This window comes from Maledivibacter halophilus (genome assembly GCF_900167445.1).
Taxonomy (GTDB): domain Bacteria; phylum Bacillota; class Clostridia; order Peptostreptococcales; family Caminicellaceae; genus Maledivibacter; species Maledivibacter halophilus.
The window spans coordinates 296,413-313,887 of record NZ_FUZT01000004.1; the positions used below are offsets into that span (position 1 = coordinate 296,413).

Annotated in this window: 13 protein-coding genes; 10 read left to right on the forward strand and 3 right to left on the reverse strand. The window is 31.7% G+C overall.

Features of this window, described 5'->3' with window-relative positions; genetic code table 11:
• Positions 1 to 88: 88 nt before the first annotated feature.
• Together B5X81_RS09580 and B5X81_RS09585 are read right to left on the reverse strand one after the other, a co-directional pair.
• Complete coding sequence (locus B5X81_RS09580; RefSeq protein WP_079491268.1) at positions 89 to 850, reverse strand: LytR/AlgR family response regulator transcription factor; 762 nt, start codon at positions 848 to 850, stop codon at positions 89 to 91.
• A 16-nt stretch (positions 851 to 866) separates the two neighbouring features.
• Entirely contained in the window at positions 867 to 2,537 is a 1,671-nt protein-coding gene (locus tag B5X81_RS09585; RefSeq protein ID WP_208985028.1) for a LytS/YhcK type 5TM receptor domain-containing protein, read from the reverse strand.
• A gap of 157 nt (positions 2,538 to 2,694) precedes the next feature.
• Between B5X81_RS09585 and B5X81_RS09590 the strand changes: the two genes are divergently transcribed.
• The 9 genes from B5X81_RS09590 to B5X81_RS09635 all read left to right on the forward strand — a co-directional run bounded on the left by B5X81_RS09590 (position 2,695) and on the right by B5X81_RS09635 (position 14,601).
• Positions 2,695 to 3,636 carry a calcium/sodium antiporter gene (locus tag B5X81_RS09590; protein WP_244282055.1) on the forward strand — a complete coding sequence of 314 codons (942 nt, stop codon included), beginning with the start codon at positions 2,695 to 2,697 and terminating at the stop codon, positions 3,634 to 3,636.
• Between the two features lie 121 nt (positions 3,637 to 3,757).
• Positions 3,758 to 4,381, forward strand: a complete 624-nt coding sequence (gene ytaF, locus B5X81_RS09595) for a sporulation membrane protein YtaF (protein WP_170917350.1) — start codon at positions 3,758 to 3,760, stop codon at positions 4,379 to 4,381.
• Positions 4,382 to 4,944: 563 nt separating this feature from the next.
• Positions 4,945 to 5,931, forward strand: coding sequence for a pyruvate dehydrogenase (acetyl-transferring) E1 component subunit alpha (pdhA, locus tag B5X81_RS09605; RefSeq protein ID WP_330397364.1), 987 nt, complete (start codon positions 4,945 to 4,947; stop codon positions 5,929 to 5,931).
• Positions 5,928 to 6,899 carry an alpha-ketoacid dehydrogenase subunit beta gene (locus tag B5X81_RS09610; RefSeq protein ID WP_079491278.1) on the forward strand — a complete coding sequence of 324 codons (972 nt, stop codon included), beginning with the start codon at positions 5,928 to 5,930 and terminating at the stop codon, positions 6,897 to 6,899. Before pdhA ends, B5X81_RS09610 begins: the two co-directional genes overlap by 4 nt.
• 52 nt (positions 6,900 to 6,951) lie before the next feature.
• The gene (locus tag B5X81_RS09615; RefSeq protein ID WP_079491280.1) at positions 6,952 to 7,947 is read left to right on the forward strand and encodes an ATP-NAD kinase family protein; all 996 of its coding nucleotides are present in this window, start codon (positions 6,952 to 6,954) and stop codon (positions 7,945 to 7,947) included.
• 40 nt (positions 7,948 to 7,987) lie between these two features.
• Positions 7,988 to 9,295, forward strand: a complete 1,308-nt coding sequence (locus B5X81_RS09620; protein WP_079491281.1) for a dihydrolipoamide acetyltransferase family protein — start codon at positions 7,988 to 7,990, stop codon at positions 9,293 to 9,295.
• 16 nt (positions 9,296 to 9,311) lie between these two features.
• Positions 9,312 to 10,721, forward strand: coding sequence for a dihydrolipoyl dehydrogenase (gene lpdA / locus B5X81_RS09625; protein WP_079491283.1), 1,410 nt, complete (start codon positions 9,312 to 9,314; stop codon positions 10,719 to 10,721).
• Between the two features lie 198 nt (positions 10,722 to 10,919).
• Positions 10,920 to 12,866: a sigma-54-dependent Fis family transcriptional regulator gene (locus B5X81_RS09630; RefSeq protein ID WP_079491284.1), complete on the forward strand. Its 1,947-nt coding sequence runs from the start codon at positions 10,920 to 10,922 to the stop codon at positions 12,864 to 12,866.
• A gap of 529 nt (positions 12,867 to 13,395) precedes the next feature.
• Positions 13,396 to 14,601 (forward strand): iron-containing alcohol dehydrogenase, encoded by a 1,206-nt coding sequence (locus B5X81_RS09635; RefSeq protein ID WP_079491286.1) that lies wholly within the window; start codon positions 13,396 to 13,398, stop codon positions 14,599 to 14,601.
• A 115-nt stretch (positions 14,602 to 14,716) separates the two neighbouring features.
• Here B5X81_RS09635 and B5X81_RS09640 read toward each other — a convergent pair whose 3' ends face one another.
• On the reverse strand, positions 14,717 to 15,460 hold the full coding sequence (locus tag B5X81_RS09640; RefSeq protein WP_079491287.1) for a MurR/RpiR family transcriptional regulator: 744 nt from the start codon (positions 15,458 to 15,460) through the stop codon (positions 14,717 to 14,719).
• Positions 15,461 to 15,859: 399 nt separating this feature from the next.
• Between B5X81_RS09640 and B5X81_RS09645 the strand changes: the two genes are divergently transcribed.
• A complete protein-coding gene (locus B5X81_RS09645) occupies positions 15,860 to 17,452 on the forward strand; it encodes a PTS transporter subunit EIIC (protein WP_079491289.1) in 1,593 nt (530 codons plus the stop codon).
• Positions 17,453 to 17,475: the final 23 nt, after the last annotated feature.

A 17,475-nucleotide genomic window follows, 5' to 3' on the forward strand; every position in this document is an offset into this window, starting at 1 on the left:
ATTATACAGGAAGCGGATAAAATTAATTACATTTAATACCAAAATGAACATAATTAGTATTGAAAAGTACAAATCATAAGTTAAATGGTTATAGAATTTGCATCCGGTTTTTAAGCTCTGCAGTTTGATTCCTACTAACGGGAATTTCCTTATTAAACCCTTTTAATTTTACTCTATAGGTTCTATTGAACCAGGGAATTATTGATTCTATATAATTTAAATTAATAATATAAGAGCGATGACATTTCAAAAATTCATCTTCAGGCAATATTTGTTCAATTTCAGACAGGGATTTATAGCATTCAAATTCTTTATCTGAAGTAACAATTTTTACGGTTTTATCTTCAATGTAAATACAAACTATGTCCTCTGATTTAACTGGAAATAAAACACCATCTTTATATAAACATAAATGGCTTTTGCGTTCTTGAGATAAACTGAATTCACTAAGAAATTTATCTACTTTATTCATATTAAGCTTTTTTTGTTCCTTTAATCCCTTCAATTTAGAAAGTGATGTTAAAAAACGTTCTTCTTTTAATGGCTTTAAAAGATAGTCTACAGCATTTAATTCAAAGGCCTTTATTGCATATTCATCATAAGCGGTTACGTATACAATATAGGTATCTATTTTTTTACTTAGGATTTTTTTAGCCAGTTCAATACCGTCTAATAGTGGCATGCTAATATCACAAAATACGACCTCGGGTTCAAGTGTCAGAATTAAATTCAAAGCTTCTACTCCATTTTCAGCTTCTCCAATAACCTTGAAATCCTTATGATTGTCTAATAGAAATTTCAATTCATCCCTTGCGGGTTTTTCATCATCTACAACAATACAATTAATCAAAGATATTTCTCTCCTTTCATTTAGGAATAGTCATTTTTATTGATGTTCCAGAATGAATAGTACTCTCTATACTAAATTTGCAGCTCTCTCCATAACAACTTTTTATACGTCTATAGACATTAGAAATTCCAATCCCAGTACTTTCATCATATTTCCTTACTTCTTCCAATTTTTCATTATCCATACCGATACCATCATCAGTAACTTCAACGGTGTAAAATGATTTTAATTCGGTGATTTTAATATTTATATTTCCACCGTCTACTTTCTTGTTAACACCATGTTTAACTGCATTCTCTACAAGGGGCTGAATTGATAGGGGAGGAATGAGATATTCCATACTACAATTAATATCGTATCTAACATTAAGCTTTTCACCAAATCTAGCTTTTTCTATGATTAAATATGCTTTTACATGGTTTAATTCTTCCTTTAAGCTAATAAAGGCTTTATTGTTTTGCATATTCATTCTAAAATAATCGCTTAAATGAATTAATAAATTTCTTGCTGATTCTGGTTTAGTTCTACTAAGAGAAATAATAGTATTAATTGCATTAAATAAAAAATGAGGATTCATCTGAGTTTGTAAGGCCCTAATTTCAGCTTTAACTGCGGCTTTTGAAATTTCTTCTAGGCGACTTAGTTCCAGTTGTGATGAAAATAAATTTCTAAGGCCCTTGGCTAGCTCTATATCCTGGGCCAATATTTCTGCCGTTGTTTTATAAAGCTTCAAGGCTCCTTTAGTTTCTAAACCATCCTTAAGAGGTACCACTATTGATGAAACTAATTTACAATTTTTATTTGTACAGCCGATTCCTTTTTTTGTATTTGCAATAGTCATCCTGCCGGATTTTAAGGTTTGTAAAGTAACGGCTGTTTTACAGAATGTTCCTGGAAGATGATGGTCACTTCCCACACCGATATGGGCTAGAATTTTCGATTTGTCTGTTATTGCTATTGCGTTAAAATCGGTGGACCTATAAATTATTTCAGCTGCTTTATTTGCCGTTTCCAAAGTAAGGCCATTCTTAAAATACTTAAGGGTTTTATCGGCTATTAAAAGGGATTGTTTTGCACTGTGGGTTGCTTCTATTGAGGTTATATCCTTAATGTTTTGTATAATCATAATAAAAACGCTTATTCCAATAGAATTATTGATAATCATGGGTATTCCTATAATTCCCACAAGATCTACTGCTACTTCAAAGGGCTTGGCCAATGTGAGTATTATAACCATCTGTAGGGTTTCAAGTATCAGACCAATACCTAGTGCATAAATTATTTTATTTGTATTTTTTTTGAATCTAGAGCTCATTAGTCCAGCGATAACTCCTTCAGTAAAAGTAGAAAGGGAACAACTAAAACTGGTAAAGCCTCCAATGTCGATAAGGAATCGATGAATGCCGGCAATTGCGCCGGATAATATTCCAACTAGTGGTCCCCCTAGCAAGCCGCCAACAGCTACACCTATTACTCTGGTGTTGGCAATTGCACCACTTATAGATATACCCGTATAAGTTCCAACGATACTCAGAAATCCAAAGAAAATACCCATAAATATTTTTTCATTAGTATTTTGATTTTCTTTTGCAAATATATTTTTGAAAACTTTAGCCTTTGAGAGAATCAGTGCAAGCATAATGATAAATCCAACTCGGTAAATTAAGTCTATTAACATTAACTTCATAGTAATCATAACCCCTTATCATTATTGTATAGTAAAATTATATCAAATTTAACTTATCAAGGTAATTAAAATTGAATATTATAATTAGAAATTTCATAGAAATTATTAAGTATATGAGAATTATAAAATTTGAATTAAGGAGGAAATTGATTTGGAAATGACTATATTATTATTTTGTATTGGTCTAATATTAATTATAAAAGGTGGAGATATGTTTGTTGAATCTTCAGTTAATATAGCCAGAGCTACCCATTTGCCAGAAATATTTATTGGTGCCACAATAGTAAGTATAGCTACTACAACTCCAGAAGGCATTGTATCTATTACAGCAGCAGCAAAGGGATATACTTCAATGAGTATAGGTAATGCAATTGGTTCTACAATATGCAATACAGGCTTAGTATTAGGGTTTAGCAATATTATTATTCCCGGTAAAATCAAGGGAAGATTTTTTAAAATGAAATCGGTTCTAATAATAGTTTATTTTATTATCATTATTATTTTATCCTACGATGGTCTAATTGATATTAGTGATTCTATAATATTACTAATACTTTTATTTGTATACATAATATTAGAGGGATTTGTACTAAAATATAAAAAGAATCAAAATTTAAAAAATAATAAAATGAAAATTGGATTAAGAGGTAAATTTGAAATTTTTCTATCTTTTACCATAGGCTTATTAGGAATTGTAATAGGTTCAAATCTACTTATTAATAATGGGGTAATCCTTGCTGAATTTATAGGTGTTCCAGAATCAGTAATAAGTTTATCTATAATAGCTCTAGGAACTTCCCTACCGGAGCTGACTACAGCACTAACCGCTTTAAAAAAAGGTCATACAGCCCTATCGGTTGGAAATGTAATAGGGGCAAATATATTGAATATAACATTAGTTATAGGAGTTTCTGGAATAGTAAATCCCCTTAAAGTAGTGAAACAAAATTTGTTTTTGGATTTTCCCGTATCCTTCTTAATGATTTTAATTCTTACAATACCCTGTTTTTTAAGAAACAGGATAAGCAGGGTTCAATCTGCTTTTTTACTGTTTATTTATGTTGCATACATAACTATATTGTATAGAATTTATTTATAAAACTTATTTCTGTCACATTAATACTATTTGCGAATAATATAAATACAAATATAAAAATAAACAACTTTTATGTTTGAGGAAATTGATAATTACTTCCTGTTTTATTGAGGGTGTGGTGAGAGTGACTGAAGCCTTGTTAATAGCAATAGCTATTTGTATCGACTCCTTTGCTTTGGGGATAACCTATGGAATTAAGCAAATCAAAGTGTCAAAGATTTCAATATTAATAATTAGCTTAATAACTATTATTAATCTAGGGATATCTATTTCCTTTGGGCAATTGGTAAAGCAATATATTTCAGAGAGTACTGCTTCACTGATAAGCTGTATTGTATTAATTGGATTAGGGTCTTTTTTTATGTTAGAAGGATATATTAAATATAAGGTTGAAAATAAGTCCAGTAATAGGTTAGGTAAATTGTACATACCAAAGCTCGGGATCATAATAGACATTGCTTTAGATTCCACAAAAGCAGATTTGGATGTATCGGGGGATATAAATATAAAAGAAGCTCTATATTTGGGATTAGTACTTTCAGTTGATGCCCTAGGATCAGGTTTTGGAATTTCACTGGGGGGAATAAATCCTTCATATTTCCTCTTTTTTGTGTTTTGTATTAACTTTTTTTCAATTTTATATGGAAAATATTTGGGGAGCTCCATAAAGAGTTATAAAAAAAGTTTAAAGGCGTCTCTTTTGCCTGGAGGTATTTTGATCTTTGTGGGACTGTTAAAATGGATATAACAATAAAGAATCCTTTGACTATTAAAATAGTCAAAGGATTCTTTATTGTTATTTCTAATTGTAAAAATTGTATAGTTAAAACCATTCCCGTTTTTGGGAAAAGTATCAAAATTGGGAATAGGCTAGTGTCAATTTTGGGAAAAACGGCTTATTTAAAATTTAACAAGCCCTACATAGAAAATATAATAAAGAAAACATTAAAAATTTATGAGTCTATAATATTGAAATTTAGCTCTTTTATTTACAGTATATAAAATAATTATAGACATTGTTCTATTGATTTATTAAATTGGCATATAATTTGCTCTTACTATTTGTGAAAGGAATTTCCAATGGTTAAGGAGGGAAGACAGTCTTAAAGGTATAGTAAAAATTGCCTAGGAGCTTTAAAGAAAGGTTTATAAAAAAATATGAAAGGAGGCAGTTAAATTAGAAGATTTATTATAGAATTCGGTTTTAGGTTTATATATTCCAAATTTTGGAGATAAAGATGATAGTATTGAAGTTGCTGTGGCTTGTATAGAGGTAGAAATACTAAAACAATGAAATGGGAGGGACTAATTTTGACTTTATCAAATGGAAAAATTATTGATATGTATAAAACTATGATAAGAATAAGAAAGTTTGAAACCCAGGCTATGAATCTTTTTGCACAGGGAAGTATTCCAGGATTTGTACATTTGTACCTTGGAGAAGAAGCAGTTGCCACAGGGGCATGTGCAAATCTTAAGGACGATGATTACATAACAAGTACCCATAGAGGACATGGACATATATTAGCTAAGGGTGGAGATTTAAAATATATGATGGCAGAGCTTTATGGAAAAGAAACAGGTTATTGTAAAGGTAAAGGTGGATCAATGCATATTGCCGATGCCACAAAGGGTATATTGGGAGCAAATGGCATTGTAGGAGCAGGCCATAATATTGCTGTAGGAGCTGGAGCTAGTATTCAATATAGAGAAACTGATCAGGTTTGTGTTTGTTTCTTTGGAGATGCTTCTACAAATCAGGGAACATTTCATGAAGCATTAAACCTTGCAAGTGTATGGAAGCTTCCTGTGGTTTTTGTTTGTGAAAATAATTTATATGGAATATCTGTTAGTCAAAGCAGGCACCAGGCAATAAAAGATGTTTCCGACAGAGCTGTCGCATATAATATGCCGGGGATTACGGTAGATGGAAATGATGTATTTGCAGTTTATGAAGCAGCGAATGAAGCAATAAAAAGAGCAAGAAAAAAACAAGGCCCAACATTAATAGAGTGTAAAACTTATAGACATAGAGGACATTTTGAAGGGGACCCTGGTGCATATAAGCCAGAAGAAGAGCAAAAAGAGTGGTTAGAAAAGGATCCTATACCAAGGATTGAGAAGTTTATGCTGGATAATAAAATTGTAACGGAAGATGAATTAAAAAATTTAAATGAGGAAGTTGATAATGAAATAAAGGAAGCTGTAGAATTTGCAAACAATAGTTCCTATCCTTCATTAGAATCTGTAGTAGAAGATATATACACTGACATAAAAGAGGAGGTAAGAATAAGATGAGAAAAATGACATATGCTGAGGCCATAAGAGAAGGTATGAGAATAAAAATGAAAGAAGACCCAAATGTATTTATTTTCGGTGAAGATGTCGGTGCCTTTGGTGGATGCTTTGGAGTAACAGCTGGACTCTTTGATGAATTTGGAGAAAAAAGGGTAAGAGATACTCCTATATCTGAAGGAGCTATAATAGGATGTGCAGTTGGATCGGCAGCTACAGGATTAAGGCCTGTGGCAGAGCTTATGTTTATAGATTTTCTAACAGTTGGAATGGATCAGCTTGTAAACCAGGCTGCAAAAATGAGATATATGTTTGGTGGAAAAATCACCCTTCCCATGGTGGTTAGATTACCGGCTGGAGCAGGCGTTCAAGCAGCAGCACAGCATTCTCAGTCTCTAGAAGCTTGGCTTACCCATGTGCCTGGTCTTAAGGTGGTTTATCCATCGACACCACAGGATGCCCTTGGCCTGATGCTGAGTTCTATAGAAGATGATAATCCTGTGATGTTTGTAGAGCATAAATTACTATATTCTGTTACAGGTGAAGTTGAAGATAATGTTAAGCCAATTCCACTAGGGGTAGCAGATATAAAAAGAGAAGGAAAAGATGTTACTGTAATAGCAACTGGAAAAATGGTTCATGATGCACTAAAGGCAGCTCAATTACTTTCTCAGGAGGGAATAGAGATAGAAGTAATAGATCCAAGGTCTTTATATCCCCTTGATAAGGAAACAATATCTAAATCCATTGAAAAAACTAATAAAGTGGTGGTGGTTACAGAAGAAAACAAACGAGGTGGCTATGGTGGAGAAATTTCTGCAATGATTTCGGAAGAATATTTTGACTATCTTGATGGGCCTGTAATGAGAATAGGAGCTCTAGATACTCCGATACCATTTTCACCAGTTCTTGAAAGTTATGTAATTCCAAATGAAAAAGATATAGTTAATGCTATTAAGAAAATGATATAAGAAAGAATATGAAAGGGATAGCAGGTGCTATCTCTTTTAAAGGAGAATATCCGTGATAAAAATAGGTATAATTGCGAATCCTGCATCGGGCAAAGATATTAGAAGGCTTGTATCCCATGCCACGGTAGTAGATAATAACGAAAAAGTCAATATTGTGGAAAGAATAGCACTTGCTGCACAAAAATGTGGCGTTACAAAGGTGTATATAATGCCGGATACTTATCAAATAGGATATAAAGTTAAGGACAATTTAATTACATCAGGGGAGCTGGATATTGATATAGAAGTATTAAAAATGAAATTTAGAGGGAATCAACTTGATACAATAAATGCAGCTGAGATTATGGGAGAAATAAAGGTAGGATGTATAGTTGCCCTTGGGGGAGATGGAACATGCAGACTTGTTGCTAAAGGAATAAAAGACATACCATTTATAGGATTGTCTACTGGTACCAATAATGTCTATCCAAAGATGATTGAGGGAACAGTGGCAGGTATGGCAGCTGCAGTAGCTGCTTCAAAGAAATATAATATCAAAGATATTTGTAAAAGAGATAAAAGGATTGAGATATACAAAAACAATAAGCTTATTGATATTGCTTTAGTAGATGTTGTTTTATCAAAAAATATATTTATAGGGGCCAAGGCAATATGGAATAGTAGGGATATACTAAAAATAATGGTAACTAGAGGTCATCCAGCGAGTATAGGTTTTTCCTCCTTAGTTGGATGTAAGAAAATAGTTAAGGAAGAAGATGATTTTGGTATTTGTATTGACTTAACACAGGACAAATATAAAATTAAGGCACCTATAGCGGCTGGACTGGTGGAGGAAATAACATTAGGGGAACCTGAAATAATTGAAATAGATAAAGAGTATAAATATGTATTGGAGAATCAAGGGATAATCGCTTTAGATGGTGAAAGAGAAGTGGCTTTTAATAAAGGTGATGAATTTACTTTTAAAATAACAAGAAATGGACCTTTTCATGTGGATATTATAAAGACATTAGAAATAGCACAAAAGAATAAATTTTTTAATATCTAAAACTATTTGAAGACAATATTAAATTCAAGGAGGTATATTAATGGCAGAAATTGTTGTAATGCCTAAGCTTGGCCTTACTATGAAGGAAGGAAAGATAGTTAAGTGGTGTAAATCTGAAGGAGATAAAATTAATGAAGGTGAAACCTTACTTGAGGTTGCAACGGATAAATTAACAAATGATATAGAAGCAATTAAAGGTGGCGTTGTTAGAAAACTGTTAGCTCAGGAAGGTGATGTTGTTCCCTGTTTAGAACCTATTGCTATTATAGGGGATAGTGATGAAGATATATCTTCATTATTATTAAATTCAAGGGAAGATTCTGATAAAGAAAAGGCAGATAAAGTTTCTAATGATAAAGAAAAAGCAAAAGAAAAAGATGAAAAATCAAGTAAATCAGAGAGAATAAAAATTTCACCTGTAGCTAAGAAATTAGCAAAGGAAAATGGTGTTGACATTACAAAGGTTGTTGGAACAGGACCCCAGGGAAGAATAGTAAAGGGCGATATAGAAAAATATATAGAAAATAAAGATAAAGTTAAAGCTTCTCCAATGGCAGAAAAATATGCTGAAAAATTGAATGTAAAACTTTCAGATATCAATAAAGACGGTAGAATAATGAAAAGTGATGTATTAAGTTTTGACAGGAATCTTAAACTAATTGAAGCAGCCAGCCCAAGGGAAGAAAGAGTTCCCATGGATGAAATGAGGAAAGTTATAGCTCAAAGGATGTCTCAAAGCTGGGAAAGATCGCCTTCTGTTACTTATGATATAAAGGTGGATATTACTAATCTAAGGAGATTAAAAAATGAACTTAAAGAGATTCATAAGGTAACTTATACCGATCTTTTAGTTAAGATTCTTTCAAAAGCTCTTTTAGAATTTCCATTATTGAACTGCTCAATAGATGATGAAGAAATAGTATATAGAAATTATACAAATATTGGTATAGCTGTTGCATTAGAAAATGGACTTATAGTGCCAGTAGTTAAATATGCTAATGTTAAAGGATTAAAGGAAATTTCTTCTGAAATTAAAGAGCTTGCTTTTAAGGCAAGAAATAATGAACTTTCTACTGAGGATTTAACTGGAGGTACTTTTACTATTACCAATCTTGGAATGTATGGAATAGCTTCTTTTTCACCAATTATTAATCAACCTGAGGTAGCAATACTTGGAGTTAATACAATAGAGGAAACTCCTGTGCTGGAAAATGGAAATATTATAAATAAACCCTTTATGAAATTATCTCTTACAGCAGATCATAGAGCAGTGGATGGAGCAGTTGCCGCTCAGTTCCTTTATAAAGTCAAACAATATGTTGAAAAACCAGAAATACTAATGCTATAGAGGGGAGCGTAAATATATGAAAGTAGTTATTCTTGGTGGTGGACCTGGAGGATATGTATGTGGAATTAGGGCGGCGCAACTTGGAGCAGATGTTACAATTATAGAAAAAGAAGCTTTAGGAGGAACATGCCTCAATGTTGGATGTATTCCAACAAAGGTACTTCTACATACCAGTGAGATATACAATACAATGAAAGAAGAATCTAAGGAGCTGGGGATAAAATTAGATAGTATTGATATAGATTGGACTGCACTTCAAAATAGAAAAGAAGCTGTAGTTCAGCAGTTGGTAAGTGGCGTGGAAGTTCTTTTGAAATCCCACAACATTTCAATAATAAAGGGAGAAGGAAAGTTTATAAATGATAAGGAAATTGAAATAAAATTATCTAATGAAAAAAGGCAAATTATCAAGTTCGATAAAGCAGTAATTGCCACTGGCTCACAGGCTTCAAGAATTCCTGTAAATGGGATTGATTTAGAGGGAGTTATCACAAGTAATGAAGCCTTATCTTTAAGAGAAATACCGAAAAGCATGTGTATTATAGGAGGGGGAGTAATTGGCAGTGAATTTGCCAGTGTTTATTCTTCTTTAGGCACAAAGGTTACAATTATTGAAATGCTCCCAGATATTTTGCCTACAATGGATAAAGAGATTGTTGATGTATTGAAAAATCAATTTTATGAATTGGGGGTAGAAATATATACTGAAACAAAAGTAAAAGGAATTAGAGAAGATAGTAATAAGCTAATTCTTGATACCATCGTTAAAGGAAGGGAAAAAATATTTACTGCAGAGAAAGTTTTATTGGCGGCAGGAAGAAAACCCTCTGTTCAAAACCTAGGACTTGAGAAGATAGGAATAAAAGTTGATAGAGGAGCTATTGTAGTTGATAGAAGGACAATGGAAACCAGTGTGAAAAATATATATGCCATTGGCGATTGTAATGGAGGGGTTTTGCTTGCCCATGTTGCATCAGCTGAAGGGATAGTGGCAGCAGAAAATATTATGGGTAGATTGTCTAAAATTAAATTTAATACTACACCCTATGCAGTATATACTAAACCGGAATTGGCAGCTGTAGGCCTTACAGAAAAAGAAGCAAAACATAGGGGCTATGAGATAAAAGTTGGGAATTTTCCTTTGTATGGCAACGGCAAATCATTGATTATGGGAGAGTCAAATGGAATTGTAAAGTTTGTGGTAGATGCTAGAACCGATGAAATATTAGGGATGCATATGGCAGGACCAAGGGCAACGGATATAATTGGACAAGGGGCATTGGCTCTCAGATTAGAGGCAACAGTTCACGAGATTATAACAACAATTCATGCCCATCCAACAGTGGGAGAAGCCCTGCATGAAGCAGCCCACTCAGTTCACGGTTTAGCCATACATTTACCAAAGTTAGACAATGTTAAAATTTAAATAAAAAAGTAAATATAAAATATTTAGGACTTTGACGGATAAATATTAGAACGTTAAAGTCCTAAAATTCTAATAGGTTTTTATATGTTAAAGACCTTTTTAGGATTGTATTTTTATAGTAATATATAAATATAATACTTTTCGATTTGAAGATTATGATTAAATTAACCTGTTATTTCATTTTGAAAGGGTGGTATTTTGGATAATTATAATAATGGGAAAGAGGTGTGGAAAAGATTTATTAATGAAGGTTATATAGACTCTTCTGTAAGCCCAGTTATTGCAGAGTCATGGAAAAGATGTAAGAAATATGGAGTAGATCCTTTAAAGGGAATAGGTAAAAAAGTGTCTACAGCAAAATTAGATTATATTTTAAAAGAAAATAAAGAGCTTTTGGAAGTGGCGAGACCAATTATGGCAAATCTCCATGAAATTGTAGTAGGCACAGATTTTGCACTGGTTCTTACAGATAAAAATGGACATATTATAGAAACAATAGGAAATAACATTGTAAAAAATGAAGCAAATAAAATTCGATTTAATTTGGGAGCCTTGTGGAGTGAAGAAGCTGTAGGGACAAATGCTATAGGTACTACACTAGCTATTGATGAACCCATTCAAGTCCTTGGAGAGCAGCACTATTGCATAACACATCATCCCTGGACATGCTCTGCAACAACAATTCACGATGGTGAAGGAAATGTAATAGGGTGTTTAAATATGTCTGGTGATAGGAGTAAGGTCCATTCCCATACTTTGGGGATTGTTGTTGCAGCAGCATATACAATTGAAAAACAAATTGCACTGCTAAGATCCTATGAATTAGTTGAAACGATTTTCGAAAGTACCTCAGATGGAATTATAGTAGTTGATAAGGATTATAAGATTAAAAAGGTTAAAGAAAAGGCTTTGAAAATTTTGGATATTAGCAAGGAAGATATTCATAAACTAGATGTAAGAGAAATATTTAAAGATATAAATTTTAATTTTGATATGGATTTTTATAATAAAAGAAAAGATGCCTATTTTACTGATTGCAATGCCTATATAAATGGAAAAAGAATAGCTTGCAGCGCTAATATAGTACCAATGATTACTAATAATGAAATTATTGGTTTTGCCATAGTTTTTAAAGAAACAAAATATCTTCATAAAACTGTAAATAGAGTAACTGGAAATGTTGCCATCTATACCTTTGAAAATATTATATCCAAAAGTAAAAAAATGAAACAATTAATTAATTCAGCTAAAAAAATAGCAAAGACTAAATGTTGTATTTTAATTGAAGGAGAGAGTGGAACGGGAAAAGAATTATTTGCTCATGCAATCCATAATTATAGCAGCCGCTTTCTTGGACCATTTGTGGCTATAAACTGTGCGTCCTTGCCTAGGGATTTAATTGAAAGTGAACTATTTGGATATGAAAAGGGCTCATTTACTGGAGCTTTAAAAGAAGGTAAGCCTGGAAAATTTGAGCTTGCCAATGGAGGCACCATTTTCTTAGATGAAATTGGAGAACTTCCATTAGAGCTTCAGGCCAAACTTTTAAGGGTGTTGGATAATTTATCGGTAAGAAGAATAGGTGGAGATTATGAGAAAAATTTAGATATACGTATAATAGCAGCAACAAATAGAAATTTATTAAAAGAAGTTACAAAGAAGAACTTTAGAGAAGATTTATATTACAGATTAAATGTATTTAAATTGGAAATACCTCCTTTAAGGAAAAGAAAAGAAGATGTAAGAATATGTGTAAATTATTTTTTGAATAATTTAAATAAACAGAATGAAGGGAACTTTAAGAGCGTTGATGAAGAATCCATAAGATACTTAGAAAATTACAGATGGATAGGGAATGTAAGAGAACTTCAAAACATTATTGAAAGAGCATACTATTTATGTGATGATAGCCTTATAACAATAAAACATTTGCCGGAATTTATTTTAAATGAGGAAAGAAAATGTATTCACAAAGTTATCGATACACCAATTATTTCTGTAGAAAATGTAGAGAAAAACAATATTATAAAGATGCTCATGAAATGTCAGAAAAATGTTATACAAGCAGGTAAAAATCTCAATATGAGCAAATCTACAATATATAGAAAAATTAAAAAATATAATATAGATTTAAATGAGATTTAAATTAGAGGTTTTATATTGAGCGTTCTTTTTATTAATTTTCAGAATCACAAATCTATAAGGGAAAAACAGGTTTATAAAAATCACTCAAATGAAATATTAAAACTCTTATTTAAATTTATAGTAAAATTTTATAATAAAATTAAAATGTAAATTTTGGCAATAGATGAATCTTATCTAGATATTAAAAAAAGTTGCATTTCTTTGCTAAATTCAAGTTTTTAGAATTCCTTTAATTATCTCAATTGTAGATACAAATATATTGATGTATAAAAAATGATAATATATAAATATTATTTATAGTAGGGAGGTGGTCTACTATATCTAAAAGAATACATAAATGAAATGTTAGTTAAAAAAATAACAAACATAATTTTGAAAGTGTGTGAAAGCAAAATTCTGAATACTAAGATTGTCTTTGAAATCCATGAAAGCATTGGCTATTTTAATATGGATAAATTGAGTTTTGCTATGGAAAATCTATATGTTTTCTTTCAAAATTGAAAAATGAAAAAAGAAAGGATGATTTATAATGTGGAAAAAAACTATGCCTATTAGAGAAGTAAGAGAAATACGAGGAAAAACAAGTGTTTTTCTAGGTACTGGAGCTATTGAAAAGATATTTGATATAGCCAAGGAACTTAAGGAAAAGAGTATTGATAAGGTTGCTATTGTTACAGGGAAATCATCTTATAAAAGAAGTGGAGCTTGGGAGCCAATTGAGAAGGCTTTAAAGGAAAATAATATAGAATACATTTTGTACAATGGGATAACTCCCAATCCTCAAAGTGGCCATGTAGATGAAGCTACAAAAAAGGCAATAGATTTAGGTGCAAAGGCTGTAATAGGAATAGGAGGAGGAAGTCCTATAGATGCAGCCAAATCCGTTGCAATTATGACTCTATATCCAGAATATACAACGGCAGACCTTTATGAATATAAATTTACTCCTAAAAAGGCTTTGCCTGTTATAGCCATTAATACAACCCATGGGACTGGTACTGAAGCCGATAGATTTGCTGTTGTAAGTGTGCTGGAAGAAGGTAAAGAGTATAAGCCGGCAATAGCCTATGATTTAAGCTATCCAATGTATTCAATAAATGACCCAAAGCTCATGCTTTCATTGCCACAAAAGCAAACAGTATTTACTTCTGTTGATGCTGTAAATCATGTTGTAGAAGCTTGTACTACAAATGTATCTAGTCCATATTGTGTATTATTAGCAAAAGAAACAGTAGATTTGGTATCAGAATATCTTCCAAGGGCAATAGAAAATGGTAAAGATTTAGAAGCAAGATATTATCTTGTATATGCTTCTTCAATTGCTGGTATAGCCTTTGACAATGGAATGCTTCATTTAACCCATGCCCTTGAACATCCGTTAAGTGCTATAAAACCTGATTTAGCTCATGGTTTAGGTTTGGCCTTATTATTGCCCGCTGTAGTGAAAAATATATATAAGGCAAGGGCGGCAGTTTTAGCAGAAGTTCTAGCTCCTATTGTTCCAGGGCTAAAGGGTGATGAAGATGAAGGGGAAAAGGCAGGAGATGGAATAAGAAAATGGTTAAAATCCTTAGGAATAAATGAAACTTTATCGGATTTAGGCTTTAAAGAAGAAAATATAGAAAGATTAGTAGAGCTTGCTTTTAATACTCCGTCTTTAGGGTTGCTTTTAAATTGCTCACCTATAGAAGCAACAAAGGAAGTTGTGGCTAAAATATATAGAGAATCCTTGTAAAAAAATATGTTTTAATAAAACATAAAAAGCTTATGTGCTGCTGTTTTATTATATAGTGAAATAGTGAAACAAATTGAAAGGTTAATTTGTACATTTTACTTTGTTTCACTATTTTTCATTTCTGTAATTTGGTAAATTTTTCAAAAATTAAATCTAAAATTATATTAAAGCCAAGCCTTGATGTAAGATCATGATTCTTTATATGGTATTCCTTTAAATAAGCATACAAGGCTAAATCACTTAATTGAGATAAAAAATTTTGTGAAAGACCTGTAATAGAAATAATTTTAACCTTCTTTGTTTTTACAATTCCAATAATTTTCTTTATTATATCTGTTTCGCCAGATGCGCTAATCATAAATGCGAGATCGCCTTTCCCTAAGTTATTGGCAAACAAGATATTTTCATCCCTATCCTTTGGAACTAAACACATCTTATTAAAATATTGTATCCTTTTACAAAATGATAAAGCCGAATATTGAGATAAACCCAAGGAGAAGAAAACTATTCTATTTGAATTATGTATAAGCTCTGCTGCTTCATGTATAGCTTCAGAACTATTTAAAGAGAGGGTTTGGATAATAGAATTATGTATTGAAATATGATCTGAATTTAAGTTTATACCTTCATGGAGGTTGTTTGAGCTAATAATATCATATTTTAATTCCGAAAATCCTGAATATCCAAGTTTTTTACATAGTCTAATAATAGTATTAGATGAAATATAAAGGGAATTAGCCATATCAGTAATTTTCATTTTTGAAAAGGAGCTGTAGTTTTCTAAAATATATTCCACAATACGTTTTTCGGTACTGTTTATGCTGATATTATCCTTAGAAATCAAATCAAAAAACTTCATATTAATTTAATTCTCCCTTCTATATAAATGTATCTAGTTTATTACATGGACGAAAAGGAAATATTAGAAGCCTCCATATAAGAACTAGCACAACGAATTAAGTTAAGGAATATTATTATTTCCATCACTATTCATTATAACATTATCTGGTTTGTTTCCAATTAATACTGTATTTTTATTTTCTAAAGCTTGTATATTTTAAAGATTTTTTAAAATACAAGGTCAAAATCCTTTGATTATAAGATTTGTGAAAAAATATCACAAAATGTAAAAAAGTATTATACTGTGTAAAAAGTATAACATGTCTTGTAAGCGTTGTTATAAATTTTAGCCCTTGTTATACTAGTAAATGTAAACATGCATGTTTTAAATATCAAACTAATATACGGAGGTTAAGATATGAAAAGCTTTATGCAAAAATTTGCTAAATCCTTGCTTTTGCCTATTTCTACCATAGCAGCAGCAGGGGTATTTTTAGGTTTGGCTGCAGCACTACAGAATAGTGCCATTGTTGGAGAAGCATTTGCAAGTATGGAAGGAGTACAAAATTTCATAGGATTTATTAGAAAATTATCAGGATTGGTTTTTGGAAATTTGCCAGTATTCTTTGCAATATCAATTGCACTGGGAATGGCTAAAGAAGAAAAAGCAACAGCAGCATTTTCTTCTTTAATTGGATTTTTAGTTTTTCATCTGACCCTTAATTATCTTTTAAAATTAGATGGATTAACAGCAGCAACAACTTCACTAGAGTATTTAATGGAGAATCAGGGGCTTTCACAAGTAGATGCAAGTATTATAAATGCCAAGTATGGAACAGTTTTAGGATACTTTACCTATAGAATGAATGTATTTGCCGGTATTATAGTTGGCCTTGTTGTTACATATTTCCATAATAAATTTTATAAAATTCAATTACCAAGCTCTATCAATTTTTATGGTGGAAAGAGATTTGTTCCACTGGTAACCCTTGTTGGGATTCCAGTTGTGGCATTTATTTCATATTATGCTTGGCCTATAGTAGATTCAATAATTTCAACTTTAGGTAAGGGTATAGAAAATGCAGGTGCTTTTGGTCCTTATTTATACGGTTCATTAAATAGACTGCTTATACCTACTGGATTACATCATATATTAAATCAGGTTGTAAGATTTACTCCAATTGGAGGTACTGCAGTTATTGATGGTGAAACAGTGGTGGGAGCCCTTAATATATTTAACTCAGCAATAGGCTCAGTGGCAGGAGTTTCCAATGATATAGTTTCTATTGGAAGTAGATATGTGGGTCAGGGTCATATGATTTCAGTTATGTTTGGTTTGCCAGCAGCTGGACTAGCTATGATTCATTGTGCTAAGGATAAAAATAGGAAGAAAGTTAAAGCCTTAATTGCTGCAGGGATTGCATCATCTATATTAACGGGTATAACAGAACCATTGGAATTTACATTTATGTTTATATCTCCAATTTTATTTGGATTCCATATTATAATGTATGGCTTGGGTTTTATGATTATGGATGTGTTAGGAGTAGCTGTAGGTGGTGTTCAAGCAGGGCTAATAGACTTTACAGTATTTGGACTATTTAGAGGGATAGATACTAAGTGGTATTTAGTCCTTGTAATTGGTGCAATAATGGCAGTAGTCTATTATTTTGGATTTAGATTTATTATAGAAAAATTTAATGTAATGACTCCTGGAAGAGAAGATGAGGAAGAAGATGAAGAGCCAATAACAGAAGCAGTGAAGGATGATAAGCTTTCTGAGCTTATAGTCAATGCATTGGGCGGTAAAGATAATATATTAAGTGTGGAAAATTGCATGACAAGATTAAGAGTTGTGGTGGCTAATCCAAAGTTAATCAATGAAAAGGCATTGAAGGATACAGGAGCTTCAGGATTTGTAAGACCTACAAAGGATAATATACAAATAGTATATGGACTTAAGGTAGATCAAATAGCCACTGATGTTAAATCCTATTTAAAAAATATATAGAAATATACACAGTATGGAGGAAA

Excerpts from the sequence above, each read along its gene's own strand:
- B5X81_RS09585 (WP_208985028.1), bottom strand. The coding sequence starts at position 2,537 with ATGAAGTTAATGTTAATAGACTTAATTTACCGAGTTGGATTTATCATT.
- B5X81_RS09590 (WP_244282055.1), top strand. The coding sequence starts at position 2,695 with ATGACTATATTATTATTTTGTATTGGTCTAATATTAATTATAAAAGGT.
- B5X81_RS09610 (WP_079491278.1), top strand. The coding sequence starts at position 5,928 with ATGAGAAAAATGACATATGCTGAGGCCATAAGAGAAGGTATGAGAATA.
- B5X81_RS09620 (WP_079491281.1), top strand. The coding sequence starts at position 7,988 with ATGGCAGAAATTGTTGTAATGCCTAAGCTTGGCCTTACTATGAAGGAA.
- lpdA (WP_079491283.1), top strand. The coding sequence starts at position 9,312 with ATGAAAGTAGTTATTCTTGGTGGTGGACCTGGAGGATATGTATGTGGA.
- B5X81_RS09635 (WP_079491286.1), top strand. The coding sequence starts at position 13,396 with ATGTGGAAAAAAACTATGCCTATTAGAGAAGTAAGAGAAATACGAGGA.
- B5X81_RS09640 (WP_079491287.1), bottom strand. The coding sequence starts at position 15,460 with ATGAAGTTTTTTGATTTGATTTCTAAGGATAATATCAGCATAAACAGT.
- B5X81_RS09645 (WP_079491289.1), top strand. The coding sequence starts at position 15,860 with ATGAAAAGCTTTATGCAAAAATTTGCTAAATCCTTGCTTTTGCCTATT.